General features: G+C 65.5%; 21 protein-coding genes and 1 pseudogene. 11 read left to right on the top strand and 11 right to left on the bottom strand.

Going from position 1 to position 26,686, the window contains the following annotated elements:
- Nucleotides 1-19: 19 nt before the first annotated feature.
- The 4 genes and pseudogenes from BJI69_RS23130 to BJI69_RS06440 all read right to left on the bottom strand — a co-directional run bounded on the left by BJI69_RS23130 (nt 20) and on the right by BJI69_RS06440 (nt 9,996).
- Nucleotides 20-439, bottom strand: a complete 420-nt coding sequence (locus tag BJI69_RS23130) for a methyl-accepting chemotaxis protein (RefSeq protein WP_425477396.1) — start codon at nt 437-439, stop codon at nt 20-22.
- Nucleotides 440-571: 132 nt separating this feature from the next.
- Nucleotides 572-1,342: pseudogene (locus tag BJI69_RS23135) on the bottom strand (PAS domain-containing protein); the annotation flags it as partial.
- 148 nt (nt 1,343-1,490) lie between these two features.
- Complete coding sequence (gene pbpC, locus BJI69_RS06435; protein ID WP_046965728.1) at nt 1,491-3,857, bottom strand: penicillin-binding protein 1C; 2,367 nt, start codon at nt 3,855-3,857, stop codon at nt 1,491-1,493.
- Between the two features lie 115 nt (nt 3,858-3,972).
- Nucleotides 3,973-9,996, bottom strand: a complete 6,024-nt coding sequence (locus BJI69_RS06440; RefSeq protein WP_046965812.1) for an alpha-2-macroglobulin family protein — start codon at nt 9,994-9,996, stop codon at nt 3,973-3,975.
- Between the two features lie 349 nt (nt 9,997-10,345).
- Between BJI69_RS06440 and BJI69_RS06445 the strand changes: the two genes are divergently transcribed.
- The 8 genes from BJI69_RS06445 to BJI69_RS06485 all read left to right on the top strand — a co-directional run bounded on the left by BJI69_RS06445 (nt 10,346) and on the right by BJI69_RS06485 (nt 15,486).
- On the top strand, nt 10,346-11,380 hold the full coding sequence (locus tag BJI69_RS06445) for a sensor histidine kinase (RefSeq protein ID WP_052766978.1): 1,035 nt from the start codon (nt 10,346-10,348) through the stop codon (nt 11,378-11,380).
- 64 nt (nt 11,381-11,444) lie between these two features.
- Nucleotides 11,445-11,876 (top strand): YciI family protein, encoded by a 432-nt coding sequence (locus tag BJI69_RS06450; RefSeq protein WP_046965729.1) that lies wholly within the window; start codon nt 11,445-11,447, stop codon nt 11,874-11,876.
- A 25-nt stretch (nt 11,877-11,901) separates the two neighbouring features.
- Nucleotides 11,902-12,333, top strand: a complete 432-nt coding sequence (locus BJI69_RS06455) for a VOC family protein (protein ID WP_046965730.1) — start codon at nt 11,902-11,904, stop codon at nt 12,331-12,333.
- A gap of 12 nt (nt 12,334-12,345) precedes the next feature.
- Complete coding sequence (locus BJI69_RS22060) at nt 12,346-13,116, top strand: YciI family protein (protein WP_052766979.1); 771 nt, start codon at nt 12,346-12,348, stop codon at nt 13,114-13,116.
- A 51-nt stretch (nt 13,117-13,167) separates the two neighbouring features.
- Entirely contained in the window at nt 13,168-14,430 is a 1,263-nt protein-coding gene (locus BJI69_RS06470) for an RNA polymerase sigma factor (RefSeq protein WP_046965731.1), read from the top strand.
- Between the two features lie 19 nt (nt 14,431-14,449).
- Nucleotides 14,450-14,836, top strand: a complete 387-nt coding sequence (locus BJI69_RS06475) for a VOC family protein (RefSeq protein ID WP_046965732.1) — start codon at nt 14,450-14,452, stop codon at nt 14,834-14,836.
- Nucleotides 14,837-14,914: 78 nt separating this feature from the next.
- Nucleotides 14,915-15,187: a YlcI/YnfO family protein gene (locus tag BJI69_RS06480; protein WP_046965733.1), complete on the top strand. Its 273-nt coding sequence runs from the start codon at nt 14,915-14,917 to the stop codon at nt 15,185-15,187.
- Nucleotides 15,187-15,486, top strand: a complete 300-nt coding sequence (locus tag BJI69_RS06485) for a type II toxin-antitoxin system RelE/ParE family toxin (protein WP_046965734.1) — start codon at nt 15,187-15,189, stop codon at nt 15,484-15,486. Before BJI69_RS06480 ends, BJI69_RS06485 begins: the two co-directional genes overlap by 1 nt.
- Before the next feature lie 6 nt (nt 15,487-15,492).
- On the opposite strand, the gene BJI69_RS06490 is transcribed toward BJI69_RS06485, so the two are convergent.
- The 7 genes from BJI69_RS06490 to glgX form a co-directional block, all read right to left on the bottom strand.
- Complete coding sequence (locus BJI69_RS06490) at nt 15,493-15,969, bottom strand: T6SS immunity protein Tdi1 domain-containing protein (protein ID WP_046965735.1); 477 nt, start codon at nt 15,967-15,969, stop codon at nt 15,493-15,495.
- Nucleotides 15,970-16,038: 69 nt separating this feature from the next.
- A complete protein-coding gene (locus tag BJI69_RS06495) occupies nt 16,039-17,184 on the bottom strand; it encodes a serine hydrolase domain-containing protein (RefSeq protein WP_052766980.1) in 1,146 nt (381 codons plus the stop codon).
- Nucleotides 17,181-18,125: a lysylphosphatidylglycerol synthase transmembrane domain-containing protein gene (locus BJI69_RS06500; protein ID WP_052766981.1), complete on the bottom strand. Its 945-nt coding sequence runs from the start codon at nt 18,123-18,125 to the stop codon at nt 17,181-17,183. Before BJI69_RS06500 ends, BJI69_RS06495 begins: the two co-directional genes overlap by 4 nt.
- Before the next feature lie 28 nt (nt 18,126-18,153).
- On the bottom strand, nt 18,154-18,861 hold the full coding sequence (locus BJI69_RS06505) for an ATP-binding cassette domain-containing protein (RefSeq protein WP_046965736.1): 708 nt from the start codon (nt 18,859-18,861) through the stop codon (nt 18,154-18,156).
- Nucleotides 18,858-19,532, bottom strand: a complete 675-nt coding sequence (gene modB, locus BJI69_RS06510) for a molybdate ABC transporter permease subunit (protein WP_046965737.1) — start codon at nt 19,530-19,532, stop codon at nt 18,858-18,860. Before modB ends, BJI69_RS06505 begins: the two co-directional genes overlap by 4 nt.
- A gap of 6 nt (nt 19,533-19,538) precedes the next feature.
- On the bottom strand, nt 19,539-20,285 hold the full coding sequence (gene modA / locus BJI69_RS06515) for a molybdate ABC transporter substrate-binding protein (protein WP_046965738.1): 747 nt from the start codon (nt 20,283-20,285) through the stop codon (nt 19,539-19,541).
- Between the two features lie 65 nt (nt 20,286-20,350).
- Nucleotides 20,351-22,453, bottom strand: coding sequence for a glycogen debranching protein GlgX (gene glgX, locus BJI69_RS06520; protein WP_046965739.1), 2,103 nt, complete (start codon nt 22,451-22,453; stop codon nt 20,351-20,353).
- A gap of 152 nt (nt 22,454-22,605) precedes the next feature.
- Between glgX and BJI69_RS06525 the strand changes: the two genes are divergently transcribed.
- From BJI69_RS06525 to BJI69_RS06535, 3 genes are read left to right on the top strand one after another with little or no spacing between them, the layout of a single operon-like run.
- Nucleotides 22,606-23,595, top strand: coding sequence for an HlyD family secretion protein (locus BJI69_RS06525; protein ID WP_162200958.1), 990 nt, complete (start codon nt 22,606-22,608; stop codon nt 23,593-23,595).
- Nucleotides 23,592-25,019, top strand: coding sequence for an efflux transporter outer membrane subunit (locus BJI69_RS06530; RefSeq protein ID WP_046965741.1), 1,428 nt, complete (start codon nt 23,592-23,594; stop codon nt 25,017-25,019). The genes BJI69_RS06525 and BJI69_RS06530 overlap by 4 nt, the downstream gene beginning before the upstream one ends.
- Nucleotides 25,016-26,650 carry an MFS transporter gene (locus BJI69_RS06535; protein WP_052766982.1) on the top strand — a complete coding sequence of 545 codons (1,635 nt, stop codon included), beginning with the start codon at nt 25,016-25,018 and terminating at the stop codon, nt 26,648-26,650. The genes BJI69_RS06530 and BJI69_RS06535 overlap by 4 nt, the downstream gene beginning before the upstream one ends.
- The last annotated feature ends 36 nt before the right edge of the window (nt 26,651-26,686 follow it).

Here is a 26,686-nt window from a genome sequence, read left to right on the forward strand (position 1 = left end):
TCGTCAGGGAGCCCATACGTTACGCCAATTCCGCGACCGCGCGGCGCACATTGTCGATGCCGCCGGCCTGCGAGTTCGTCGCTCGGGCCACATCGGACACGCGATCCAGAAGGGCGCTGACCGACGCGAGGATATCGCGCATCGCCGCGCCGGCCTCGCCACTGCGTTCGCTGCCTTCGCGAACGCGATCGAGGGTGCTCTCGATCAGCGTGCGGATATCCTTCGCGGAGTCGGCACTGCGTTGCGAGAGCATGCGCACTTCCTGCGCGACGACAGCGAAGCCCTTGCCATGACTTCCGGAGCGTGCCGCCTCGATGGCCGCATTGAGCGCGAGGATATTCGTCTGGAACGCGATGGAGTCGATCAGGCCGACGATCTCGGCGATGTCCTGCGCGCCACCCTGGATCGCCGCCATCGTTGCAATGACGGCCTCGACCATCGCGCCGCCGTCCGCAGCGGAACGGCTGGCGTCGTTGGCCAGTGCATTCGTCACGCGTGCCTGCTCCGCGATGGCCGGCACGGTGTCCGCCAGCTCGGTAAGCGAGGCATGCAGTGTTCGCGTGGCGCGCGTCTGCGCCGACACGTCCGTGGCGTACTTGACGACCTTGAACGGACGGCCAGCCATGTCGAAGATCGGGTTGTAGCTACCTTGAATCCATACCTCCCGACCACGCCGGTCGACGCGTCGATACAGTGACGAGTCATACTCGCCACGTCCCAGCTTCGCCCAGAAGGCCAGGTACTCCGCGCTTTCACGATCCGCGCGATCGACGAACATGCGGTGGTGCTGACCGATGACTTCGTCGCGTACGTAACCCATGGTCGCGAGAAAGTTATCGTTTGCATCAAGGATGATGCCGTCGAGGCTGAAGCTGATCACGGCCTGGGCCTTGTCGATCGCGGCGAGGCGACCCTCCATATCCGCGGCCCGTAGGCGCTGCTCGGTCACGTCGGTGGCGAACTTGACCACCTTGACAGGGCGTCCGCGACGATCGAGTACCGGGTTATAGCTGGCCTGGATCCAGACTTCACGTCCCTCGGCACCGAACCGGCGGTACAGGCCGACATCGGGCTCACCCCTGCCCAGGCGCGTCCAGAAGTCCGCGTAGGCCGCACTACCCGCCTCCGCCGCATCGACGAAGATACGGTGATGCCGACCGACGATGTCGCCACGCGCATAACCCAGCGCGGCGAGGAAGTTGGCGTTCGCATCGAGGATCGTGCCATCGAGCGCGAACTCGATGACCGCCTGCGTCCGGTCGATCGCCGCGATCTTGCCGCGCATGTCCGTGCGCGAACTCCCGAAGAAGTGACGAAGACGCGTGAGGATGTCGATGCGCATGATGTGTGCCTGCCCGGTGGCGATGGTTCGCACATCGTTATCGACGCCCGGAAGGGAAGGCTTGATGCAGACTGCCGAATTCGCGCAGCGGTTGCGTGTGATCGCCGCTGAAGGGGCGCCCGCATTTGGCAGGTTCAACGGATCTGGTTTATTCGACGACGCCGATACTCAGATTGCGCGAATCCGTGCGTCCGTGATCGTCGACGACACGAATGAGAAAGCGCCCTGTACGCTCGGGTACCCACATCAGCGACTGCCCACTGGCCACACTGCCGAGATAGGCATCATCGACAAACCAGTACAACGTGTGTGATCCGGCATCGGTCGTCGCCGCGAAGCCGATACGTTCGTTGCCCAGGTGAGACACGCGAATCTGGTAGGTGCTTCCCTTCAGAGGCGACGTGATCCTGGGCGGATCGCCCGCCAACTGACCGCCGCCCTGGCAATCGGGCAAGGGCGGCGGTGTGCGGCGCGCCATGCCGGCCTGTGCGAACACGCGGGCGAGATCGGAAGGCCAGTATTCGTAGACTTCCGTGCGCGTGTGTTCGGGGTCGTAGGGCGGGCATGCCGGCTTTCCGCTGTCCTTGTCCACGACGACGGGTCGATGGATCGTGCTGACACGGATCGGCGACTTGCCCGGGATGAACCAGGTGCTGCCGACCTGGGGGCACCATGCGTTCGGCAGGTCGCCGCTGGCCAGGCAGATTGGCACGCGACGGAGGTTGGGTGGATTTCGCCGGATGGGTTCGGCCAGCCCCGGACGTTCGGCACGCAGGGCATCGGCGATGCGGAAAAACAGCGGCGCGGCCGCATCCACGCCGACGAAGGCGGGATTGCCGCTGCCGTCGAAGTTGCCGATCCACACCACGAGAACGTAAGGGCCGAAGCTACCCGCCGTCCACGCATCCCGAAAACTCCACGAGGTACCGGTTTTCCAGTAGAGCGGCAACCGCGACGGCTGCGCCGCCACCACATCGTCCGGCCGTGGATTCTGCCGAAGCATGTCCATGACCATGAAGCTCGCCTCCTCGCTGAGCATGCGCGTACCTTTCGTGCGCGGCTGACCGGCCAACGTACGCAGAGGGCGCAGCTCACCGCGATTGGCAAGCATGGCGTACAGGCCACCCAGCTCCTGCATGGTTACCTCACCGCCACCGAGAACGAGTGCGAGCCCGTAGTGCTTTTCGCTGGCCATGCGTGAGATGCCGGCATCGTGCAGGAACTGGTAGAGATTCGGATCGGCGAGCTTTGCCGCGATCTGCACGGCGGGGATGTTCCGACTGCGCACCAATGCCTGCGTCGCCGTTACCGGACCGAGGAAGTGGCCGTCGAAATTCTCCGGCGTGTACGGTCCGAAGGACGAGGGTACGTCGCGCAGCACCGTCTCCGGATGAAGAAGACCCTGGTCGAAGCCGAGGGCGTAGATGAACGGCTTGAGCGTGGAGCCCGGGGACCGCTTGGCCTGCGTGCCGTTCACTTGTCCGTAGATCGACGAGTCGAAATAGTCGGCGGAGCCGACCATCGCCTTGATGCCCATGTCCCGGGTGTCGATGAGGATCGCGGCGGCGTTGCGGATGCCGCGATCGCCACTGCGTTGCACGTACTGGTGTACCTGACGTTCCAGACTGTGCTGTAGCCCGAGATCGAGCGTGGTCGTGACACGCATGTCGTCGCCGCCATCGAGCCGCCGTTCCGCGAGCACCTGCTCGACGAAGTGCGGCGCTTCGAACGGCAGGCGCGATAGCGGGCGGAGTCGCAGCGGAAGCTCGAACAACGGTGCGGCGCTCGCGTCCGTCGGATGCTTCATCACCCAGCGGCTGAAGAGACGGTCACGTGATGCCTTCAGGGCGGTATCGATCACGGCACTGCCGTTGACGTTGCCAGGCAGTCCGCGCGACGGCTCCTGCGGGATCACCGCCAGGGTCAGCGCCTCCGGAAGACTCAACCGCGACGGGGCCTTGCCGAAGTAGGCGAGGCTTGCCGCGCCGACGCCCTCCACATTGCGACCGTAAGGAGCGGCGTTGAGATAGGCCTCGAGGATGTCGTGCTTGGAGTAGAACGCTTCCAGCTGGAGGGCACGCAGCGCCTGCACGAACTTGCCACCGGGATGGCGTGTGTCGAGGTGCCAGATCAATCGTGCCAGCTGCATCGTGATGGTCGAACCACCTTGCGGATTGCCATGCCTCACGTACGTCACCCAGGCGCCGCGCACGAGGCCCCAGGCGCTTACGCCGGGATGCCAGCGAAACCAGCGGTCCTCGTGCAGCAACACGCCATCGACCAGGGCGGGCGAGATGTCCTCGAGCGGCACCCAGAGGCGATAACGCTCGTCACTGGCAAGGGTGAGTCGAAGGAGGCGTCCATCCGCGTCGTAGACGGCCGTCGACGACGGGAACCACGCGCGGAGTGGCGCGTGTGGCCAGAGCCGTATACCCACCGGCACGGCGACAAGCAGCAGCAACGCGACGAGCGCGTTGTGCCACTTGATCCGGCGGAGGCGGGAAATAAGTCTCATCGTTACTGCACGTCGTCATGTAGGAGCCGATTCATCGGCGAAAGGGTGCTCGCCAAATCCTCGCCCGCTGCCGCGGGATCGCCGATGAGTCGGCTCCTACGCAAAGCGTGATGGCCTAGGGCTTGCGCTCCACGGTCATGATGCCGCCACCGGGCGCGCGTGCCTGAACACCTCGGTTGTAGAGCGATTCGATCAGGGCCGGCGGGATCACGAACTTGCCGGCATTGGTCGCCTTGATGCGATAGATGAACTCCTGTACGTCGGTCCGTGCCACACCGTAAACCACGACACGATCCTCGCGAACGTCCGCATACTCGGGTTTCCAGGTGGACTCCGGATTGCCGATGGGCGAGTGCCACGCAGGCGTATTGTCCTCTTCACTCTCGGCGGCGCCGTCGCTGTCGGCACCAGCGTCACTACCTTCCTGCGTCCCCGAGTCGTCCGACGTCGCCTCATCCGACGACGGCGTCGCTTCCGTCGCATCCGCCGGCGCAGCCGTCGACAGCACGGGTTCGAAGCCACCCGGCAGGAGATCGACGATGGCGATGTTGTAAGCGTCGTGATCGCTCGTGGAACGGACCCTCACGTGCACGTCGATCTCGTCACCGGTCTCGACCTTGTCGACGGATTTCCCCTTGGTGTCCGTATACGTACGGGTAATCTCCAGACCGTCCTTGCGCGTATCGGTCGAAGGCTTGCGGTCGAAGCCGGTCTGCGCAACGCCGTACCATGCGGTTGCATCGGCGTCGTTCACCAGGCGCAGGCGTTGCGCGCCGGCTGTCCAGTGGGCGTCGACCAACGAGCCCTTCGCGGCGCCGATCGGCGTGACCGCGCCGCTCGCGGCGACCGAGCCGATCGACAGCTTGCTCACGTCACCACCGGCCTGCGTCGCCCACGCATCCAGCGCCATGATGATCATGCCGGAGGACAGCGTGTTGTAGTTGCCCCTGGCGAGCGGGCGAACAAGGTTCTCGATCGTTTCCGGCGGCAAGGCCTTTGCCTGCTCCGGAAAGTGCTTGGCCAACAGGTAGAGTACCGACGCGTCACGGATCGGCGCGTCGTAGTAGTCCTCGTAGCGATAGGCCTCGTCCGCGGGTTTGCGCGTAAGCAGCTTGCGCGGACGAGCCATGAGGTCACTGGCCAGCTTGTCCTGATGGAGCAACTGGTACGACGCGGCGAGCCACGCCGCGGCAAGGTCGTCACGCCACTGCTTGGGATAGACCTCGTCGAGACGACGCTGCACCGAAGCGAGGTCATTCGTGGTGACATTGCCCTGGCGCGTCAGCAGGTAGATCGCATACGCGCGCTGGCGCATCTCCACCAGGGAATCGCCGCTGTCGTCGGCGGCGATCTGGCGCAGGGCGTTGTCCGCCGAGGCCAGGAGGTCGGCCGGCACGGCCACGCCATGATCGCCTGCCTCGACGAGGTAATGGACCGCGTAGTCCGTGGCGAACACATGCGTGTCCGGCGTGGCGGTCCACAGTCCGAAGCCGCCCTGGCCGTTCTGTCGAGCGCGAAGCACGTCGAACAGCGCCGCGACCGGATCGGCTGGCGGCGTCTCGTCGTCCATCATGCGCGCCGGCTTGATGTCGCCGAACTCCGGGCGCTTGCCGAGGATCAGGGCCGGCATCGCGGCGCTGATCACCTGCTCGGTACAGTAGTGCGGGAAGTCGATCAGGTACGTGGCAAGCCCACGCGCCAGCACGACGGGCACGGTGGAGAACGAGGCGTCGCGCCTGGCGTACTCGTCATGCATGTCGCGCAGTGACGTCACGTCGGCACGACCGTGGGCGTCGACACGACCAAAGGCGAGGTCGGTCCGTAGCGGCGAGGCAGGCCGGACGGAAAGGTCGACGCTCTGCTTCGCCGACTTCCCGTTGAAGCCCGCGGTGAATGTCATGTTGCCCGAACCCAGCTTATCCGTGGCGCGTACGCGGAAGATCGCCACGCCCTCGCGCATCTCGCCGAGGTTGAGCGTGCTCGTTGCGTCGCCGACGATCTGCAACTGCGGGCCAGGCTTGAGGCTTACCGCCACCGGCACCTCCTTGCCACCCAGACCGGTGAGGTTGTTCGCCACCCCCACACTGATCTCGGCCTCGTCACCCGGGGCGAGCGTCGTCGGCACATTGGGCGAGAGCACGAAGTCGCCGCGGACCGTGGTCTGGCCTTCGAACGTGCCGATCTTCTCCGGCGAGACACTCACCGCCATGACGCGCAGCTTGCCGTTGAAGTAGTCGGGCACTTTGTACGTGAGGTCGCGCGAGCCATCGATGTCGACGATGCCGGACCAGTAGGCCACCGGCTTGTCACGCTTCCGACGGAAGGGGTTGAGCTGGCGGCCGATGGCACCGTCCGCATCGCCGCCGGGCGCGGCCATCGTCATCAGCTTCTGGAAGTCCGGAATGATCAGGTCGAGGATCTGCGACGTGGAGACCTCGAGCATGCGCTTGCGGAAGAAGTACTGCAGCGGATCACCCAGCTTGTAATGCGCGACCTGGAGGATGCCTTCGTCCACGGCGAAGACCACCGCGCGCGTCGGCGTCGTCGAGGTCACGTGGAAAGTGACGGTATCGCCAGGCTTGACCAGCTGCGGTGACTCCACGGCCAGGACGTTACGCCGCGCATCCATGTTCACCGAGAACGGCACGACGCCGAACGACAGCGGGCTCATGAAGATCTCGTCGGACGACGGGTCGCGCACGTACTGCACGTTGATGTAACCGTTGCCTTCGAAGTCGGCCGGCACCGTGATGTGCTGGACCGTGCTCGTCGACTCGGCGTGAAACCAGGCGTGGGCGTACACCTTGTCACGCTCGATGGTGATCAGGCCACTGCCCGCATACGGCGCCCGGATGGCAATATCCACTGCTTCACCGGGCGCATAGTCCTTCTTCGACAAGGTCAGCTGCAGCTCGGCATTGCGCTCGAGCGAGCGCGAGACATTGCCTTCGCCGGCGACCGACCAGGCGACGCGATTGACTTCCTTGCCCTCGGCGTTCTTGAGCACGAGTGCGAAATTGCCCGGCTTGTCCGTCGGTAGCGCCACCTCGAGGCCAGCCGACGGAATCGTCAGCGGCGTTTCGGACACGGTGGTCTCGCGCGCCTTCGACTCGTACTTGAAGACGCCCGAATCCTGCTTGGTCAACACGGAAACGAATCGCGTTTCGACGATCGCCTGTTTCAGCCCCTTGAGATCGATGCGTTTGGCAGACGGATCGATCGCCACGAGGTTGACACTGCGTTTCGCATCGCGGCTGACATAGTCGAGATTGTCGACGGCCTTGTAGCCGACGAGCCAGTCGTTCGACGACACCATGCCCTGCGTGGCGGCGGCGACGCTTCGGCCACCTTCCGCTTCGTAGGCCTTGGCGAGGAAATACAGCTGGTAGGTTGCGTCGGCGTACTTGGAAAGGTCCAGCGCAAACTCCGCATGGCCCTTGGCGTCGGTTTTCGCGTCGGCGAGCTTTTCTTCGAAGCCTTCTTTCGCGCGGCGCACGTCGTAGAAGTGGTAGTCCTTGTAACTGGGGAACGAGGGGAAGGCAGGACGCAGGACCAGCGAGCCTTCCACGCGTCGATCGGCCGCTGGCGTGCCGAACAGGTTCTGCACGTCGACCAGGGCCTTCAGCTGCGCCGGCTTCACCCAGCCTTCGGTGACCGCCGTGGACAGCTTGGCCGTGACCTTCATGCGATCGGGCTGGAACTCCTTGACCTGCACCGTGGTGCTGCCGATTTGCGAGTACGGCTTACCGTCCTTGGCGATGTACAGGTTCACGGTCCAGTTGCCGGTCGGCGAGGTTTCGGCCGTGGTGTGGTCGAGCTCGGCGAAGCCGGCTGCGTCCATCGAGACGATCTGCTGGCGCACCGTCGTACCCCGCGGGTCGACCACCTCGGCGATCAGCGGCATGCCCGCAACGCTACGTGTCCAGCTGTTCGCGCGGACGATCATGCCGATGTGGAAGAGATCGCCCGGACGGTAGATGCCGCGGTCGGAGAACAGGTAGCCGGACAGCTGGCCCTGGCTATGTGCGTTGGGCTCGCCGCCGATATCGAAGCGCGAGAAATCCAGTATGCGATCGTACGACGTCACCGGCAGGAAGGAGAGGTCCTCGCCCTGGCGCACCACGTACATCGCCGGCGCCTTCTCCTGCGTGAAGCCCTTGAGATTGGCGAAGTGCGCGCGACCATCCGCGCCAGTGTTCTGGGTGAACAGGGTGCTGCCGTTCTTCGCGATCACCGCAACCGAGGCACCGGATACCGGCGAGCCGGTGCGAATGGACTGGACGAAGATGTCCTGGCTGCCATCCATGGATTTCTTGGCGATCACACCGAGGTCGGTAATGACGACGAGGCGCTCATCCTTCGGCCAGTCGTACGGCGCGCTGGCGCTGTCGTCATCGTCCTTCGCGGCCTCCGCCGCGGCAGCATCGGCATCGGCGCCGGCATCGCGGGCCGCGGCTTCACGGGCTGCCTTGACCCGGCGATCCCGCGCTTCCTGCACGGCCTTTTCGTCATACCCCGAGAGCTTGAGCAGGAACACGCCGCGCTTGCCGGCAGCGAGGTACTGGCCGAGGTCGAAACCTTCGTAATGCGCCTTGCCCGGGCCCTCATCAGGAAAGGAGACCGTCTTCACGAAGCGGTCGACGATATGGTCCGAGGTAAAGCCATACATCTCGGGCTTGGCGTAGCTGCCGGAGTTGAGTGACACCAGGTGCTGCAACTGGTCCGGCAGAACACGGCCGACTTCGACACGCATGCCCGGGATGTTCCGCGAGACGACCGAGATGCGCTTGTCACCGCTGAGCGAAAGCAGGGAGCCATCCGCCATGAAGCGAAGCAGGCGCGGGTAGTCGGGCACGGTCAGCAGGTCGACGCGCGGCTTGGCCATCACGTAGCCACCGAACGAGGTCATCCCCTTGTCGACGCGCACGTAGATCCGCTGGCCCGGCTGGGCGTGGTAGCGGAAGCTCTGGGCCGCCGACCAGTCGTTCTCGGTCGGGACGATGTCCGGCTTGATCTGGGCGAAGGAACGCAGGTCGCTGTCGCCGATCGTGGAGACCGACCAGGCATGCGTGCCGTCCTCCGGCACGACCCAGACATGCAGGTGCTTCGCCAGTTCGGCATCGCTGACCGGGCCGCCGAAGTTCATCACCACGACCTGCTCCGGCTCGAAACGGGCGTTATCGACGAGCGTCGCCGAGACCTCGTCGAGGGCGAGGCTGTAGAGACCCGGTACGCGCACCGCGGTTTCGAGTGCCTTGTCGGTGCCGTCGCCGCCACGACTGCTGCGCACGCCATCGTCCATCTTGAGGCCGACCGAGCCGTCGTCGCGCGGTAGCTGCAGGGGCTGGGAGTGGACGAAGGCGTTGAGGTGGTGCTCGTCGTAGGTGACGCTGAACTTGAGCTCCGCACCACGCTTTTCGTTGCGATTGCGCAGGTCGAGCGCGAGGCGCTTTTCCAGTTGCGCGGCATCCACCGGATAGTTGAAGCCCAGCTGGACGATCGTTTTCTTCTTGGTGGGGTCCTGCGGATCCTGGTAGAACTCGCCGTTGACCACACGCGCCGTAAAGGGCGCCGTGGCGACCGTGAACTGGTCATCCGCCAGGAGCACGTGCGGCGCGAAGACCTTGGCCTTGTCGAAACGGACCTCGATCTTTCGGCCCACCGGCCAGTCGGCGGCGGGGACGAAGGTCAGCACGCGGTCGTTTTCCCAATGCCACTGGCCGGGCAGCTTCGGATCCATGGCGATGCCGTCGGTGACCGGCTTGCCCAGCGACTCGAGCTTCGCTGCGGACGCGGAGAACGTGACCGTGAGCGGATGGATGGTCACCGGGGCGTGCTCGTAATCGCTGACCTCCGGCGCCGGTGCTTCGAACGTGATCCGGTTTGGCTCGACCGGCTTCGGTCGGTTCTCCCACCAGTGCCAGCCCAACCATCCGGCGGCGACCAGGATGAGCACCCCGGCAATCGTCCCGGTGAACTTCAGTGGGTGCTGGCGGGCGGCCTGGCCGGTGGCCGGTACCCAGGCGGGGGCAGACCAGGACATGTTCCCGAAGACAGGGCGCAGGGCCGTCCCGAGCAGCCAGAGCAGGCCGCGCAGCAGGCGCACGGGCAACGACGCGATGAAACGAAGCAGATCCATGTTTCCCTTCCGATCCGGTTGACTCGTGTGACGGCGTGATGCCGTACCTGCGGATACATCGATGCCGTCCACGCGCCCGAGGCGGTGTTCCGGCAGTGTGATGGCGATCCCCAGGGTGATGCTGCGCGCGACCCCTGTCGCAGCGGCGTCCGGATTCTGACATGGCGGCGCCAGGGTTCGGGTGTTTTCGAGGCGCTTGCGTGCAGCAATCAATCCGCAATAGAAGAAATCGGAATAATTCAGCGAATCCGCCAGCCCGTGACGGGTCTCACGACGGTCGCAAAACGACGTTCAATCGAGCCTCGACTTGCGATATCGTCGGCCGGCAGGGGAAGCGAAGGGGAAAGGGATGTACGACGAGGCGAAAAGTCCTTACGAGCGGTCGCTCATCGCAGGTGACCGGGAATTCCGGGAATTGGCCGATTTCGCGCCCGTCATGATCTGGCGCTCGGGTACGGATCAGCTTTGCGACTGGTTCAACTTGCCGTGGCTCAGCTACACCGGCCGCTCGATGCAGGACGAGGTCGGCCATGGCTGGGCCACGGGGGTCCACCCGGAAGATATCGATCGCTGCCTGGCTACCTACGTGGGCGCCTTCAAGGCACGTGAGCCCTTTTCCATGGAGTACCGCCTGCGTCGTCACGATGGCGAGTACCGCTGGTTGCTCGATAACGGCAAGCCGTTCTATCGCGACGACCGCTTCGCCGGTTACTGGGGGAGCTGCATCGATGTCACGGCCCACCGGGATGCGGCCCGTGCACAGCGGATCCTGGTCAACGAACTGAGCCACCGGGTGAAGAACACCCTTGCCGTGGTCCAGGCCATGGCGACCCAGAGCTTCGGCGAGGATCGTCCGGTCGGCGCATCCCTGGAGACCTTCGAAAGCCGGTTGCGGGCATTGGCCGGCGCGCACGACCTGCTCGTCACCTACGCCTGGGAAGACGTCGCCTTGCGCAACGTGGTGGAGGCGACCGTCGCTCCCCATGACCCCGGGCATGACCGCGTCACCATCGATGGCCCTCCCTTGATGCTGGCCTCGGCCACGGCCGTCGCGATCGCCATGGCGGTACACGAGCTGCTGACCAACGCCGCCAAGTACGGGGCGTTGGCGGTCGGTTCCGGGCAGGTATCCCTGTGCTGGCGCTTCGACCCCGACCTGGAACGCGTCCAGATCACCTGGAAAGAGACCGGGGGACGACCTGTAGAGCCACCCGCCCATCTCGGTTTCGGCGTCCGCTTCATCGAGCGCGTCCTGGCGGGTCAGGCCGGCGGCGAGGCCGCCGTCACCTTCGAGGAAGACGGCGTTCGCTGCCGTTTCGAGGCACCGGCCCGCTCCTGGCGCCACGCGACTGAAAATATTCGTACGCCCGTGTCGATTGGCTGAGGGCACAATCGACGTAGTCATGAAGGCCGGGAACCCGTCCCGGCCATGACGACGGAGAAGGCGCATGCGTTTCATGGTGATCCTTAAGGCGACGAAGGCGTCGGAAGCCGGCGACATGCCCAGCGAGGCCTTGATGACGGCGATGATCAAGTTCAACGAGGACATGGTGAAGGCAGGCGTGCTTCTCGCCGCCGACGGGCTGCGTCCGAGCAGCGACGGCGCGCGTGTCCGCTTCGACGGCGACCGCCGGGAAGTCATCGATGGCCCGTTCGCCGAGACCCGTGAACTGGTCGCCGGCTACTGGCTGATCCAGGTTCGCTCGCTCGACGAGGCCATCGAGTGGATGAAGCGTGCGCCCAATCCGATGGAGGGCGAAGCCTCGGAAATTGAGATTCGTCGCATGTTCGAAATGGACGACTTCGGTGAAGAGTCCCTGACGGCCGAGGCTCGCGCCACGGTTGAACGCATGCACGCGGAAGTCGCGGCAAAATCCTGACCCCCATTCCGACGAGGAAAGCACCATGACCGTCACTCCTTACCTCTCGTACAACGGCAACTGCGAGGAAGCCTTCGAGTTCTACGCGAAAGTGCTTGGCGCGAAGATCATCATGATGGCCCGCTACAAGGACATGCCGGCGCAGCCGGGGCAGCCCTCGATGCCTCCGGGAACCGAAGAAAAAGTGATGCATGCCCGCCTGCAGATCGGCGAGCAGTGGCTCATGGCCTCCGACAGCCCGCCGCACATGCCTTACCAGGGGATGCACGGTGTGTCGGTCGCCCTGGGCTTCGACAAGGCTGCCGATGCCGATCGCGTCTTCGCCGGCCTGTCCGAGGGCGGCAGCGTGCACATGCAGATCGCCGAGACCTTCTGGGCCGAACGGTTCGGGATGTTCACCGACCGATTCGGCGTCAGCTGGATGATCAACGGCGCTGAAAAGCGCCCCAACCCCTGACCGGAGACGCCCATGCGCTTCCTGATCGTACGTAAGGCCGATGCCGACAGCGAAGCCGGCGCCGCGCCGAGCCGTGAGCTGGTCGACGCCATGGCCGAGCATCTCGACACGCTGGCCGCGGATGGCCGCTTTCTCGCGGGCGAGGGTCTCAAGCCGAGCCGCGACGGCGTCCGCCTTCATTTCGTCGACGGCCGCCAGCCCGTTGTCGTGGACGGTCCGTTTGCCGAGACCAAGGAACTGGTCGCCGGCTTCAGCATCATCGAGGCCGACTCGATGGAGCAGGCGGTGTCCTGGGTATCGGGATGGCCCGAGGAAGACGCGCACGGCGCGGCCGAGGTAGAAATCCGGCCGATCGGCTGCCCTGGCGGCCTCTCGGGCTTCGGCGACCCCGCCGAGGGGGACTCGGAGCAGCCGCGCTACATGGTGATGCTGAAGGCCAACGTCCGCAGCGAAACGGATTTCGATCCGGGTCCCGAGGTGCTCGGCAAGATGATGGAAGCGAACAAGGCCGGCCACGAGGCCGGGTTCCTCATCGCCGGCTTCGGGCTTTCCTCCAGCCGGCACGCGAAACGGGTGCATTTCGGCAAGGGCCACGCTGCCGTGATCGACGGACCGTTCGCCGAGATCAAGGAGATGATCGCGGGGTTCTGGGTGCTGCGCGTGGACTCGATCGACGAGGTCATCGCCTGGACGCAGACCTATCCCTTCCCCGATGGTGACGCAGCCCGTCTCGAGATACGCCCCCTCTACGCCATGCGTGAGTTGCTGGCCACCCTCGACTGATGCGGCAGCGCGGCTTGCCTGGCATGACGTCGGGTGCTTTGATCCGACGTCATGACCGCCCGTGATACCCACCGTACGATCGACGCGATCTGGAAGATCGAATCACCACGACTGATCGCGACCATCGCCCGGATGGTGCGCGACGTGGGGCTGGCCGAAGAGCTGGCCCAGGACGCCCTGGTCGTAGCTCTCGAGCAGTGGCCAACGTCGGGTGTACCCGACAATCCCGGCGCCTGGCTGACCCAGACGGCGAAGCATCGCGCGATCGACCGGATCCGACGTGAGCGGATGGCTGGCCGCAAACTCGAGGCGCTCGGCAAGGACATGGAGGGCATGCTCGAGTCGGCCGACGACACCCTGATCGACGCGCTCGACGACGATATCGGCGACGACATGCTGCGGCTGATCTTCACCGCCTGCCACCCGGTGCTCTCCATCGAAGCCCAGGTCGCGCTCACCCTGCGCCTGCTCGGCGGCCTGACCACCGACGAGATCGCTCGCGCCTTCCTCGTTCCCGAAGCGACGGTTGCGCAGCGTATCGTCCGCGCCAAGCGCAGCCTCGCCGATGCGTCGGTCACTTACGAAGTCCCTCGTGGCGATGAATTGAGGGATCGCCTCGCCGCCGTGCTCCGCGTGGTCTATCTCGTGTTCAACGAGGGCTATGCCGCGACGACTGGCGGCGACTGGATGCGCCCCGCCCTCTGCGCCGAAGCACAACGGCTGGGTCGTGTGCTTGCCGGACTGATGCCCGCCGAAGCCGAGGTGCACGGACTGGTCGCCCTGATGGAAATGCACGCTTCGCGTGCGGGCGCACGTATCGGTCCGGATGGCGAGCCGATCCTCCTGCTGGAACAGGATCGGGGTCGCTGGGACCGGCTGCTGATCGGCCTCGGCCTGAAGGCATTGCAGCGCGCGGAGCGCTTGGGCGGCGCGAAGGGACCTTACGCCTTGCAGGCCGCCATCGCCGCCTGCCATGCGCGTGCCGCGCGCGCCGAAGACACCGATTGGGCACGCATCGCTGCGCTCTACGCGGCCTTGGTCGACGTCGTGCGATCGCCGGTCGTCGAGCTCAATCGTGCGGTCGCCGTATCGATGTCGGAGGGCCCGGGTGTCGCCCTGGATATCGTGGACTCGTTGGTCGATGAGCCCTCGATGAGGGACTACCACCTGCTACCCAGCGTGCAGGGCGACCTGCTCTTCCGCCTCGGACGCTTTGCCGAAGCGCGCGAGGCGTTCCTCCGCGCTGCCGCGATGACACGCAACGAACGCGAGCAGGCGTTGCTGACATCGCGTGCGGCTGCATGTACCGAATGAGTGGCGTATCGTCGGGCGGATGAACATAGACCGCCTCGACCACATTGTCCTCACCGTCGCCGACATCGATACGACGATCGCCTTCTACACGCGCGTGCTCGGTTTCAACGTCGTCACGTTCGGCGAAGGTCGCAAAGCACTCACCTTCGGCCGGCAAAAGTTCAACCTTCACCAGCAGGGCAAGGAATTCGAGCCCAAGGCAAAGGCGCCCACGCCCGGCGCCATCGATCTCTGTCTCATCGCCAGCACACCGCTCGACCAGGTGATCGAGGAACTCAACGCGCTCGGTGTCCTTATCGAAGAAGGACCGGTCGACCGCACCGGCGCGACAGGCCCGATTTGCTCGGTATACCTGCGTGATCCCGACCAGAACCTGATCGAAATCTCGAACTATGTGTCCGGCTGAACTCCCGCAACCGCCTGGGTGACAGGGAAGATCGAAGCGCGCTATGCTGCATCGCAAATGCAATGCAGGAGTAAGCCCATGAAGTCCGCCACGATTCCTTCGATCCGCGTTGAGCCGGCCTTTCGCCAGCAGGCCGAGAGTGTCCTCCGCGAAGACGAAACGCTTTCTTCGTTCGTCGAAACCGCCATGTCCGAAGCGATAGATCGTCGCCGGATGCAGAGTGAATTCATCGCCCGGGGCATTGCCTCACGTGACGAAGCAGCACGCACAGGCGTTTATCACGCGGCGGCGGATGTACATAAGGATATCGTCGAGCGCCTTGCTCGGTCACGAAAAGCAAAGGGCAAGTAATGAGCTACGAGGTCCGCTACACGGATACAGCGCTAGAGGACCTTCACCGCCTCATGGACTTCATCGAGGGAGTCGACTCGACCTTGGCCGACCGCGCGCTCGATGCGATTGTCCGTGCCTCAGCGCTACTCGAATCATTTCCTTTCACTTGCCGCAAGGCGTCTCCCGACAATCCGTTTCTGCGCGAACTGGTCGTGTCGTTTGGTGCGACCGGTTACGTCGCCCTTTTCGACATCGCGGGCAGCTGGGTGACGATCGTCGCACTGCGTCATCAACGCGAAGACGATTTCCTCTATTGATCGAGGTCAGTGCTTGACCTCGATGTCCACGTCCGCGCCATCGGGCAGATCGTCGAGTTGACGAAGGATCGAACCGGTGAGTTCGAAGTGCTCCTTCGCGGGAACCGGATTCAAGTTCTCCACCGTGTACTCGCCTTCGACGAAGATCGGCAGCGTGACGTAGGTGTAGCACTCGCCTTCCGCGCGCGTCTTGCCTGCCTCGAGCAGCGCTTCGATGAGACCCGGCAAAAGCCAGTCATCGGCAATCTCTTCACGCAGCAGGGCGTTGAACGCATCCACATTGTCCGCGACACGCTCGACTTCGGCGGTGCCGGTATTGAGCCAGAAGACGCCACCGGCGTCGGCCTCGAAAAACATGTCGCCCAGGGCCGTGAACAGCAGGGGCGTGAAGGTGTCGCCGATGAGCCAGTTCCAGGACTCGGCAAGCGCATCGATCGCTTCCTTGTCCGGCGTGCTGATGAGGTCGTTCCAGGTAAGCGCCATGGGGCTGGCCTTCGTACGTATCGGGGGAGGGTCCGGGCATTTTAGGCCCAATCCCTCTGCCGGGTCGCCTCAGCGATCCAGGCCGGCGATGACGGCATCGACGAAGGCCGTGCGCGCCCGGGCCTGTTCGTCATTGGTGGCCACCGGCCACGCGGCCATTTGCGCGATCACGAGATGGCGGGCGGGATCGATGTAAAGCAGCTGCCCGAAGATACCGATGCCAGCGAAAGCGCCGCTGTCGTACGTCCACCACTGGTAGCCGTAGCCGCGTCCGGGCACGCCGATATCGGCGTGCTTGTGCGTCGCGTCGCCAAGCCAGCCGTCCGCCAGCACGGGCTTGCCACCCGCGATACCGCCTTCGAGAAGGAACTGTCCAAGGCGGGCATAATCCGCCAGCGTGGCCGAGACGCCCGACCCACCCGCTTCCGTGCCGTCGACGTCATCCTTCAGCCATAACGCATCCGACGCCATGCCGTACGGCTTCCAGATCTTTTCGGACAGATACGCGGCCAGGGTCTTGTGTGTCGCGCGGGTGACCAGGATGCCGATCAGGTCGGTCTCGCCGGTCTTGTAGACCCAGCGTTCGCCCGGCGCGAACTCACGCGGCAGCGGCGCCATGTAAGTGACCAGCAAGGGCACACCGGGCTGGCGCGCGCCTTCGTACATCATGGCGACGTCGGACTTCGGATCGACGTAGTCCTCGTTCCAACGGACGCCCGAGGTCATCGTCAGCAGCTGGCGCACGGTGACGTCGCGATACGCGCCCGCCGCGAGCTCGGGAAGATAGCGCGTGACCTTGTCATCGAGGCTGTGGATCGAACCATCGCGCAGTGCCGCACCGACCAGGGTCGAGGTGAACGACTTCGCGACGGAGAACGATGTCCAGCGCGTTTCCGGCGTTGCGCCCAGACCATAGCGCTCGAGACGCACGCGACCGTTCTGCACGACCATCACCCCGGCGACATGATGTGCCGTCATGTAGGTGTCGAGTGTGCCGCCATCGGCGAAGCGAGGCTGCAGCGCGTCGCCCGCCGGGAGCGGATGAGCGACGCCGTGGTGGACGACGTTACTGGCGTAGTGCGTTTCCATCGCGCGGAACGCGGCATCGCGCTCCGGCTGGTTCCAGAACAACACATCGGTACGCCGGGCGTGCGGCGTGGCGCACGCGGCCAGGACGAGGGTGGCGGCGAGAAGAAGCCCGCGTACCGCCGTCATGCCGTCTTCCTCGCACGGCGACGCACTTCATAAGCACCTAGCGCAAGCGAGGCCAACACGAAGGGACCCAAGCCATAAATCGCGCGATAGGCCAGCAAGGCGGCAAGCACCTGCGCACGCTGCTCCTGTGGGAACGCGGCGAGCGTGATCGCCTCGAACGCACCGATACCACCGGGCGTGTTGCTGACGATGCCAGCGAGGATCGCGCCGACGTAGATCGGTGCGAAGTCGAGGAAGCTTCCGGCGATGTCCGTCGGTAACAAGAGGTACATCGCGGTGATCGCACCGATCATCTCGACCACACCGATCACGATCTGCGCACCGGCCGACCGGGCCGATGGCACCGGCGTGGTGAACTTCCACAGTTTCAGTTCGTCGTGCTTGCCCGCCAGCCAGCGCAGCAGCAGGACGAAGAGAATGATCAGGCCCATGCCGAGCCATCGACCCCAGCCGTGGGCGATGGCCGGCTCGAGCATCAACGCGATCGCGGTGACACCCGCGAAACCCATGCCCACCGCAAAGCCGACCAGACCGACGACGCGGGCGACATCCGGCGCGCTGACGCCTTGCGTGGAAAGCATGCGGTAGCGCAAGGCGGTCCCGGTGATCGCATGAAAGCCGAGCGCGTTACAGACCGCGTGCGTGGTCACCCCGGAGAAGATCTTCATCCGCATCGACACCTTGCCGGGCACGACGGTTTCCACGGCGAAGACGTCATAGGCGGTGAGGCAGGCCCAGCTGACCAGGGTCGCCAGAATCGAGCCGACGACATGCCACCGGGGAATCCGCTCGATCGCGGCCAGCACGTCGTGCCACGCCATCCTCGCGATATACCGATGCAGCAGGAAGATCGCGCCGCCGACGATGGCCGCGGTAAGCAGGTACTTGATGGCATGGGTCGCGATGACCCTGCCGCCCTGGTTGTCATGCCCTGCCGTCACTGCGTTGCCTGGTTCGCCGGGTGGTGGTTCACGAAAGGCGGGCATCATCCCACGAGCCGGGGGCGGCCGGGGCGCCGACGACCCGGCCATCGCGGATTTCGAAGGTGTGGCCATCCAGCGCATCGACATCGGCGGGGTCGTGGGTGATCACCATGAGCTGGAGATCGTGGCGCGCCTGCAGCGCCAGCAGTTCGGCGCGCATACGTCCCCTCAACGCGGGATCGAGGGCGGCGAAGGGCTCGTCGAGGACGACGATCCGCGGCTCGGTCGCCAGGGCCCGTGCCAGGGCGACGCGTTGGCGCTGGCCACCGGAGATGCGCGACGGGTAGCTGTCGGCGATGTTTCCAAGCTCGAGGCTATCGATCCAGCGCTGTACGCGCGCATCCCTTCGACGCCGTCCCGGATTCAGCCAGCCACGGTCCAGGCCGAAGCCGATGTTCTGCGCCACGGTGAGATGCGGGAACAGGGCGTAGTCCTGGTAGACGTACGCGACGTCACGCAGACGGGTGGGGAGATCGACGCGGGACGCCGCGTCGTACAGGACACGGCCATCGATGAGCACGTGACCCGCATCCGGCGTGAGCAACCCGGCCACCGCACGAAGCGTGAGGCTCTTGCCCGAGCCCGACGGACCGAACAGGACGATGCGTCGTTGCTGCGAAACGATCGTCACGTCGAGTTCGAAATGACGCTCATCCGAGCGCAGCGTCTTGCGTATCGCGATATCCACGCTCACGGCCGCGACCTCCGCAGGTGATCCGGCGCCAGCCAGCCGGCGAGCAGCAAGGCGATCACGCAGGTCACCGAGGTCACGGCGACCATCACGCCCGCCGTCCCGTCGTCACCCGCCTGCACCGCGGCGTAGATCGCGACAGACAAGGTCTGCGTCCGGCCCGGCAGGTTGCCGGCGATCATCAGCGTAGCGCCGAACTCGCCCAACGCCCTCGCGAACGCCAGCAGCGCACCGGCCGTGATGCCGCGTGCCGCCAACGGCAGGGAGACACGAAAAAACACGGCCGCCTCGCGCAGGCCGAGGACGCGCGCGGCGCTCTCCAGTTGAGGGTCCACCGCTTCGAAGGCTGCGCGTGCGGCTTTCTGCACCAGCGGAAAAGCCACCAGGGTCGAGGCGATCACCGCGCCCTGCCAGGTGAACACCAGTTCGATACCGAGCCGGTCCAGCCAGGCACCGAAGACGCCACGTCGGCCCAGCAGGACAAGGAGGTAGTAGCCGAGCACCGTCGGCGGCAGCACGAGCGGCAGGGTGAGGATGGAATCGACCACCTCGCGCGCCGGCGAGCGCCATCGCGACAGACCGAACGCCACGGCGACACCCAGCAGCAGGTTGATGGCCGTCGCCCACAGCGCGACCTTGAGCGTGAGCGCGAGCGGTACCCAGATGGCGCCCACCGGAACTCAGGGGGCCTGGAAGCCGAACCCGGCGAGGATGCCGCGCCCTTCGGGCGACTGCACGAAGGCCTCGAACGAGGCCGCCTCCCTGGCCTGCTTCGAAGCGGCAACGACGGCGATCGGGTAGGTGATCGGCTTCGGCGTCGGGACGGTGGCGGCCACCTCGACCTTGTCCTTCACGATGCTCGCGTCGGTGGCGAAGACAAAACCCGCGTCCACTTCGCCACGGGCCACGTAATCGAGGCTCTGGCGGACATTCTGTGCCAGGACGCCCTTGGCCGACACGACGTCCCACAGGCCTTGCTGCTCGAGGGCCGCCTTGGTGTAGCGGCCCACGGGCACCGAGGCGGGGTCGCCATAGGCGACGCGCTTGATGGTGTCGGCCTTGAGGTCGACCGGCGAGGTCACCCGCGCCTTGCTGCCTTTGGGCACGATCAGGACCAGGCGATTGCTGGCGAAATCCTGGCGCGTGGCTGGCTCGATGGCCTTCGCCTCCACCGCCTTGTCCATGGCCGTCTGGTCCGCCGAGGCGAAGACATCGGCCGGCGCGCCGCTGGCGATCTGTCGCAGGAGGACGTCGGAGGCGGCGAAATTGAGCAGCACGTGTGTACCGGGATGCTTGCCCTCGTAGGCCTTGCCGACGGCCTGGAAGGCGTCGGTCAGGCTGGAAGCGGCCGAGACCACGAGGTCGGCGGCCGCGGCGCCGCCGGAACCGATGATCAGTATGAGCGCGACAAGGGGACGAAGGCGCATGGGGTCGGTCCCGGCGGAAGGTCTCGCAATATAGGTACGCCTGCGTCGCAGGGTCAACGCTGCGCTTACCCCGCGGCAAGCACCACGAAGCTGCGCGGCGGTGCGATCAGCTTGCCATCCTCGGCCGGTGTATCGACAGCCAGGTCCAGATCGGTCGAGAACGCGACGGTCCAGGCCCCCTCGGGCAAGGTGAACTCGACGCCTCCATCGAAAGCATTGATGAGGATCAGCACGGTCTGGTCGTTCCCGCGCTCACGCACACCCGATGCCTGGCTGCGGCCGTCGAGCAGGATGCCGATCGAACGGGCACGCGGATCCTCCCAGTGTTCCTGCTGCATCTCGCCACCGCCCGGGTTCAGCCAGACGATGTCGCGTACCTCGGCCACATCGTCGTAACGACCGTCGAGGAAACGTCCGCGCCGAAGAATCGGGAAACGATCGCGGATGGCGACCAGCTCGCGCACCGCCGTGGCCAGGCCGCCCTGGGTCGGATCGTCGCTCCAGTCGATCCAGCTGATCTCGTTGTCCTGGCAGTACGCGTTGTTGTTGCCGTTCTGTGTGTTTCCGCGTTCGTCACCGGCCAACAGCATCGGCGTGCCCTGGGCGAGGAACAGCGTGGCCAGAAGGTTGCGCGACTGTCGCTGGCGCATGGCGCGGATGCCCGCGTCCTTCGTATTGCCTTCGGCGCCGTGGTTGAACGAGTGGTTGTTGCTCGAACCGTCCTGGTTGTCCTCGCCGTTGGCCTCGTTGTGCTTGTCGTTGTAGCTGACCAGGTCGCGGAGCGTGAAACCATCGTGCGCGGTGATGAAGTTGAGCGATGCGTACGGGCGACGACCGCGCTTGTCGAACAGGTCGGCGGAGCCGGTGAAACGGCGCGCGAACTCGGCGAGCGTGCCGCCCTCACCCTTCCAGAACGCACGCACGGTATCGCGGAATTTGTCGTTCCACTCGACCCAGCCCGGCGGGAACTCACCGACCTGATAGCCACCCGGGCCACAGTCCCAGGGCTCGGCGATCAGCTTCACCTGGTTGAGTACGGGATCTTGGGTGCAGGAATCGAGGAAGCCGCCGTTTTCGTCGAAGCCGTAGGGCTCACGGCCAAGGATCGTGGCCAGGTCGAAGCGGAAGCCATCGACGTTCATCTCGGTGGCCCAGTAACGCAGCGAGTCGTTGACCATCTGCAGCACGCGCGCATTGCTGAGGTTCACCGTGTTACCGGTGCCGGTGTCGTTGATGTAGTAGCGCTTGTCATCGGCGAGCCGGTAATAGCTGGCGTTGTCGATACCCTTGAACGAGAGGGTCGGACCCATCTCGTTGCCTTCGGCGGTGTGGTTGTAAACCACGTCGAGGATGATCTCGAGGCCGGCGCGATGGTACGCCGCGACCATGTCCTTGAACTCGCGGGGATCGCCGCCGGACATGTATCGCGTCTTCAGCGCGAAGAAGCCGATGGTGTTGTAGCCCCAGTAATTGCGAAGCTCTTTTTCCTGCAGGTAGTGGTCGTCGAGATAGGCGTGCACCGGAAGCAGCTCGACCGAGGTCACGCCGAGGTCACGGACGTAGTCGATGACCGCCGGCGTAGCCATGCCGGCAAACGTGCCGCGCAGGTGCTCGGGCACGTCGGGATGCAACATCGTGAAGCCACGCACGTGCGCCTCGTAGATCGCCGTGCGTGTCCACGGCACCGATGGCTTGCCGTGTTCAACCCACTTGTACGAGGGATCGATCACCATCGCCTTGGGCATGAAGGGTGCGCTGTCACGTTCGTCGAAGCTGAGATCGCCATCGGGATGGCCGACGGTGTACCCATAGAGTTCGTCGGCCCAGATCAGGTCGCCGACGATCTGCTTCGCATAGGGATCGAGCAGGAGCTTGTTCGGGTTGAAGCGGTGGCCGTTCTCGGGCTCGTAGGGCCCATGGACGCGGTAGCCGTAGAGCTGGCCGGGACCCACGCCGGGGACGTAACCGTGCCAGACCTCGTCGGTGTACTCGGGCAGGTCGATCCGCCCGGTCTCGTTGCCGGATTCGTCATAAAAGCACACTTCCACCCGCGTACCGTGCGCGGTAAACAGCGCGAAGTTGGTGCCCTTGCCGTCCCAGGTGGCACCACGCGGAAAGGGGGAACCTTCGCGCACGGGCGAGGCGGCATCGTAACGGGCGTCAGGCATGGTGGCGTTCTCGGTGTTGGTCCTGAAGGATGGCCAGCCCGACGACAGGAAAACGTGAGGGCTGGCCCGGCACGGCGAGCCCCGCAGGATTCGCCAAGCAAGTTGACCGGGCCGGTGGCAGCGTGGCGCCGTATTCATGGAGGTTGGCGGGGATGAAACACGCGTTACGCATCATTGGAGGCCTGCTGGTGATCGGCACGCTCGTCATCGTGCTGTTTTTCTGGCTGGATCGTACCGAGACCACGACGGATGCCTATATCACCGGACGCCTCCACCCCATCGCCCCGCGCGTCACCGGTACCGTGGTCGCCCTGCACGTGGACGACAACCAGCATGTGAAGGCGGGCGACGTGCTGCTGGAACTGGACACCCGCGACTTCGATGTCCGCGTGGAGCAGGCAAGGGCGGACATCGATCGCGCCAAGGGACAAGTGGCCAGTGCCGAGGCGCAGATCGTCGAGGCCAACGCCTCGATCGTCGCCGCGCAGGCCAGCGTGGAAAAGACGGCCCTCGACCTGAAACGCAACAGCGAACTGGTCCATGAAACGCCACGGGGCGTGTCCCAGCAGGAATACGACGCCGCCAAGGCCGCCTCCGACTCGGCGCGCGCCAACAAGGCCAGCGCCGAGGCGCGCAAGGTGGCGGCCACCGCCGCCGCCGAGTCGGCCCGGGCACAGGTCGCGACGGCCGAGGCGTCGCTGCACGACGCCAACCTGGCCTACGGGTACACCAAGGTCCTGGCCCCGGTCGGTGGCTATGTCGGCCGGCGGTCCGTCGAGGTGGGCGCGCGGGTCAACGCCGGGCAGACCCTGCTCTCGATCGTCTCCGACCAGGTCTGGGTGGTGGCCAACTTCAAGGAGACCCAGCTGCATGGCATGAAACGAGGCACGGAGGCGAAGATGACCATCGATGCCTTGCCGGACGTCACCTTCGTCGGCCACGTGGACAGCCTGTCGCCGGCCTCGGGCTCGCAATTCGCCCTGTTGCCGCCTGACAACGCCACCGGCAACTTCACCAAGGTCGTCCAGCGCGTGCCGGTGAAGATCCTCTTCGGCGACGACGACCTGCGTCGCTACCGCGAACGGCTGGCACCAGGCCTGTCGACGATCGTGAAGATCCACGCGACGGACGGCGGCCCATGAGAGCGCGGGTCCTGGTGCTGGCACTATGCGTCACTGGCCTGGGCGGCTGCGTGCTCGGTCCGGACTACCAGCGCCCGGACACGCCCCTGCCCGCCGCCTGGAAAGAGCCCTCCGCCTCGACGGCAGCGATTCCGGACGCCTGGTGGAAACTGTTCGGCGACGACGAACTGGATCACCACGTCACCGCGACCCTGGCCGCCAACCAGGATCTCGCCGGTGCACTCGCGCGCTTCGACCAGAGCCGGGCCCTGCTCGGTGTGGCGCGGGCGGACCAATACCCGGATGTGAGCTTCGCGCCCGGTTACTCGCGGGCCCGGACCTCCGGAAGTATCGATAACCGGTTCCCCGTCCTCGAGACCACGGTGTGGCAGGCGCCGGTGGAACTCGCCTACGAGGTGGACCTGTGGGGCCGCGTGCGCCGGAGCGTCGAGGCCGCCGGTGCGGACCTCCAGGGCAGCGCCGACGCGATTGCCGCGGTACGCCTGAGCCTCGCCGCGGCCACCGTGTCGACCTATCTGTCCCTGCGTAGCAGCGATCGCGAGATCGATGTGCTGGCGCGTACGGTGGGTGTGCGCGAGGATGAGCTCAAGCTTGCCGATCGCCGTGCCCGCGCCGGCGTGGTGGGCGATCTCGATGTCCTGCGCGCCCGCGCCGACCTGAGCCAGACACGTGCCGACCTTGCCGATGCGCGGCGCCGCCGCGACAACCTCGAACACGCGCTGGCTGTCCTCGAAGCACGTAACGCCGCGGAATTCAGCGTGGCAACCGTGGCCTGGACACCCCACGTGCCCGACGTACCGGCCGGCCTGCCTTCGACCCTGCTCGAACACCGCCCCGATGTCGCCAGCGACGAGCGTGCGCTCGCGGCGGCAAGCGCGCGCATCGGCGTGGCGAAGACCGCTTTCTTTCCCTCGGTGAGCCTCACTGCCTCGGGCGGCTTCGTCAGTCCTCGCCTCAGCGATCTCACGAATAGCCAGAGCGAGGTCTGGTCCTTCGGCCCGGTAGTCAACCTGCCGATCTTCGAGGGCGGGCGCAATCGCGCAAGGCTTGAAGGCGCGGAAGCCGCTTACCGTGGCGCCGAGGCCAAATGGCGGCAGACCGGCATCACCGCCTTCCAGGAGGTGCAGGACGCGCTCACCGATACCACGTGGTTGCGCGAACGCGGCACCGCGCTCGATGCCACGGTCGATGCCTCCACGGCGGCGGCGAAGTTGTCTCGCTCACGCTATGACCGTGGATTGGCCGGCTACTTCGAGGTGGTCGATTCCGAGCGTCAGGCGCTGAATACCCAGCGCGCCGCCATCGAGAACGACCAGCAACGGCTGCTCGCCGCGGTCTCGCTGATCAAGGCGCTCGGCGGTGGGTGGAAGGAAGGCGATGCGGTCCCACGCCAGCCCGAGGCCACGGCGGCGGCATCGCCATGAATGCGACGGCACCCGCAGCAAGCGCCGCCCCCGCCCCTCCGACCAACCTGCCCTGGCTGGGCATCGTCGCCGTACTTATCGGCGCGCTGGCGACCACGCTGACGTCACGGCTGACGTCCATCGGCCTGGCCGACGTACGCGGTGCGGTCGGTGCCGGCTTCGACGAGGGCGCATGGATTCCTACCGCGTTCTCCGCGTCGCAGATGATGATCGGGCCGTTGTCCGTGTTCCTCGGTCGCGCCTTCACGCCACGTCGCGTGCTGCTGGTCGGTTGCGTCGTCTACGGCCTGGCGGAATTCCTGATTCCTTTCTCGCCCGACCTGCGCATCCTGCTCATGCTGCAGTGCCTCGCGGGGCTCGGCTCGGGCACGTTCATTCCGCTGACCGCGGCCTTCATCCTCACCGCGCTGCCCAAGAGTCTCTGGCCATGGGGCCTGGCGGCCTATGCGATGAATATCGTCCTCGGCCTCAACATCGCGTCCACGCTGGAAGGCTGGTACGCGAACCACGTCAACCTGGACTGGATCTTCTGGCAGAACACGGTCGTAGCCGTGCCTTTGTTCGTACTTTACTGGTTTGGCCTGCGACGCCTGCCCATCGATCGCGATTACCTGCGCAACGGCGATTTCCGCGGCATGTTCACCGGCGGCGCGGCCTTCACCTTCATCTTCATCGCGCTCGATCAGGGCGACCGTCTCGACTGGTTCTCGTCCACGCTGATCGTCACCTTGTTCGCCCTGGGCGTCATCTGCCTGGGCCTGTTCCTTCTCCACGAGTCGACGCTCGACGCGCCGAGCGTGGACTTCACCCTGCTCCTTCGCCGCAACGTGTTCCTGTTGATCCTGCTGGTGACGGCGACGCGCTTCCTGGTGACGGCGAGCAACACCCTGGTGGCCAACTACCTGATCCAGGTGCGCGGCTTGCGTCCCGAAGAGGTCGGAAACGCGGCGCTGTGGGTGGCGCTTCCCCAATTGGTCATCGCGCCGATCGTCGCGTGGCTGCTCAATCGCGCCGATGCGCGCTTCGCGATCGGCACGGGCTTCGCCATCGCGACCGCCGGCTTCCTGCTGGCCACCGGCATCACCTCCGAATGGGCGGAGCCGAACTTCAGCCTTGCCCTGCTGCTCCAGGCCGTGGGGGAGACGCTGGAGCTGACGGCGGTGATTTATTTCTTCGGCCATCACGTCGGCCCGGCCGATGGCATCACCTTCGGCGCGATCATCCAGACCGCCCGACTCTTCGGCGGCGAGCTGGGCACCTCGGTCCTGGTCATGTTCACGCGCAAGGCCGAACAGGTGCATTCCTATTGGATCGGCCAACACATCGTCGCCGGCGACCCGATGACCGACGAGCGCATCCTCGCCTACACACAGCTCATCGGCGCCTCGACCCAGGGTGCCGGCGGGCCGGCGGCCCGAGGGACCGGCCTGCTGTCCGCCGCCGTGCGAGAGCAGGCCTATACCCTGTCGATCCTGGACGGCTTCCTGCTCGCCGCCGTGGTCGGCACGCTGGCAGTCGCCCTGGTGCTGTGCCTGCGTGAACCGCCGGTACTCGTCAATCCGCCCGCCGTCCCGGCGCTGCCACCCGACGACCGTGACACCGCGCCGCATCCCGTTCACTCCACTTCGTGACATCATCCCTGGACCCACGTCCAGGGTTGCAAACAT

Origin of the sequence: Luteibacter rhizovicinus DSM 16549, from assembly GCF_001887595.1 — a bacterium.
Lineage (GTDB): Bacteria > Pseudomonadota > Gammaproteobacteria > Xanthomonadales > Rhodanobacteraceae > Luteibacter > Luteibacter rhizovicinus.

Excerpts from the sequence above, each read along its gene's own strand:
- BJI69_RS06480 (WP_046965733.1), top strand. The coding sequence starts at position 14,915 with ATGAAGTCCGCCACGATTCCTTCGATCCGCGTTGAGCCGGCCTTTCGC.
- BJI69_RS06450 (WP_046965729.1), top strand. The coding sequence starts at position 11,445 with ATGCGTTTCATGGTGATCCTTAAGGCGACGAAGGCGTCGGAAGCCGGC.
- BJI69_RS06455 (WP_046965730.1), top strand. The coding sequence starts at position 11,902 with ATGACCGTCACTCCTTACCTCTCGTACAACGGCAACTGCGAGGAAGCC.
- BJI69_RS06485 (WP_046965734.1), top strand. The coding sequence starts at position 15,187 with ATGAGCTACGAGGTCCGCTACACGGATACAGCGCTAGAGGACCTTCAC.
- BJI69_RS06495 (WP_052766980.1), bottom strand. The coding sequence starts at position 17,184 with ATGACGGCGGTACGCGGGCTTCTTCTCGCCGCCACCCTCGTCCTGGCC.
- BJI69_RS23130 (WP_425477396.1), bottom strand. The coding sequence starts at position 439 with ATGGTCGAGGCCGTCATTGCAACGATGGCGGCGATCCAGGGTGGCGCG.
- BJI69_RS06440 (WP_046965812.1), bottom strand. The coding sequence starts at position 9,996 with ATGGATCTGCTTCGTTTCATCGCGTCGTTGCCCGTGCGCCTGCTGCGC.
- BJI69_RS22060 (WP_052766979.1), top strand. The coding sequence starts at position 12,346 with ATGCGCTTCCTGATCGTACGTAAGGCCGATGCCGACAGCGAAGCCGGC.
- modA (WP_046965738.1), bottom strand. The coding sequence starts at position 20,285 with ATGCGCCTTCGTCCCCTTGTCGCGCTCATACTGATCATCGGTTCCGGC.
- BJI69_RS06445 (WP_052766978.1), top strand. The coding sequence starts at position 10,346 with ATGTACGACGAGGCGAAAAGTCCTTACGAGCGGTCGCTCATCGCAGGT.
- BJI69_RS06470 (WP_046965731.1), top strand. The coding sequence starts at position 13,168 with ATGACCGCCCGTGATACCCACCGTACGATCGACGCGATCTGGAAGATC.
- BJI69_RS06530 (WP_046965741.1), top strand. The coding sequence starts at position 23,592 with ATGAGAGCGCGGGTCCTGGTGCTGGCACTATGCGTCACTGGCCTGGGC.
- pbpC (WP_046965728.1), bottom strand. The coding sequence starts at position 3,857 with ATGAGACTTATTTCCCGCCTCCGCCGGATCAAGTGGCACAACGCGCTC.
- BJI69_RS06475 (WP_046965732.1), top strand. The coding sequence starts at position 14,450 with ATGAACATAGACCGCCTCGACCACATTGTCCTCACCGTCGCCGACATC.
- glgX (WP_046965739.1), bottom strand. The coding sequence starts at position 22,453 with ATGCCTGACGCCCGTTACGATGCCGCCTCGCCCGTGCGCGAAGGTTCC.
- BJI69_RS06525 (WP_162200958.1), top strand. The coding sequence starts at position 22,606 with ATGAAACACGCGTTACGCATCATTGGAGGCCTGCTGGTGATCGGCACG.
- BJI69_RS06535 (WP_052766982.1), top strand. The coding sequence starts at position 25,016 with ATGAATGCGACGGCACCCGCAGCAAGCGCCGCCCCCGCCCCTCCGACC.
- BJI69_RS06490 (WP_046965735.1), bottom strand. The coding sequence starts at position 15,969 with ATGGCGCTTACCTGGAACGACCTCATCAGCACGCCGGACAAGGAAGCG.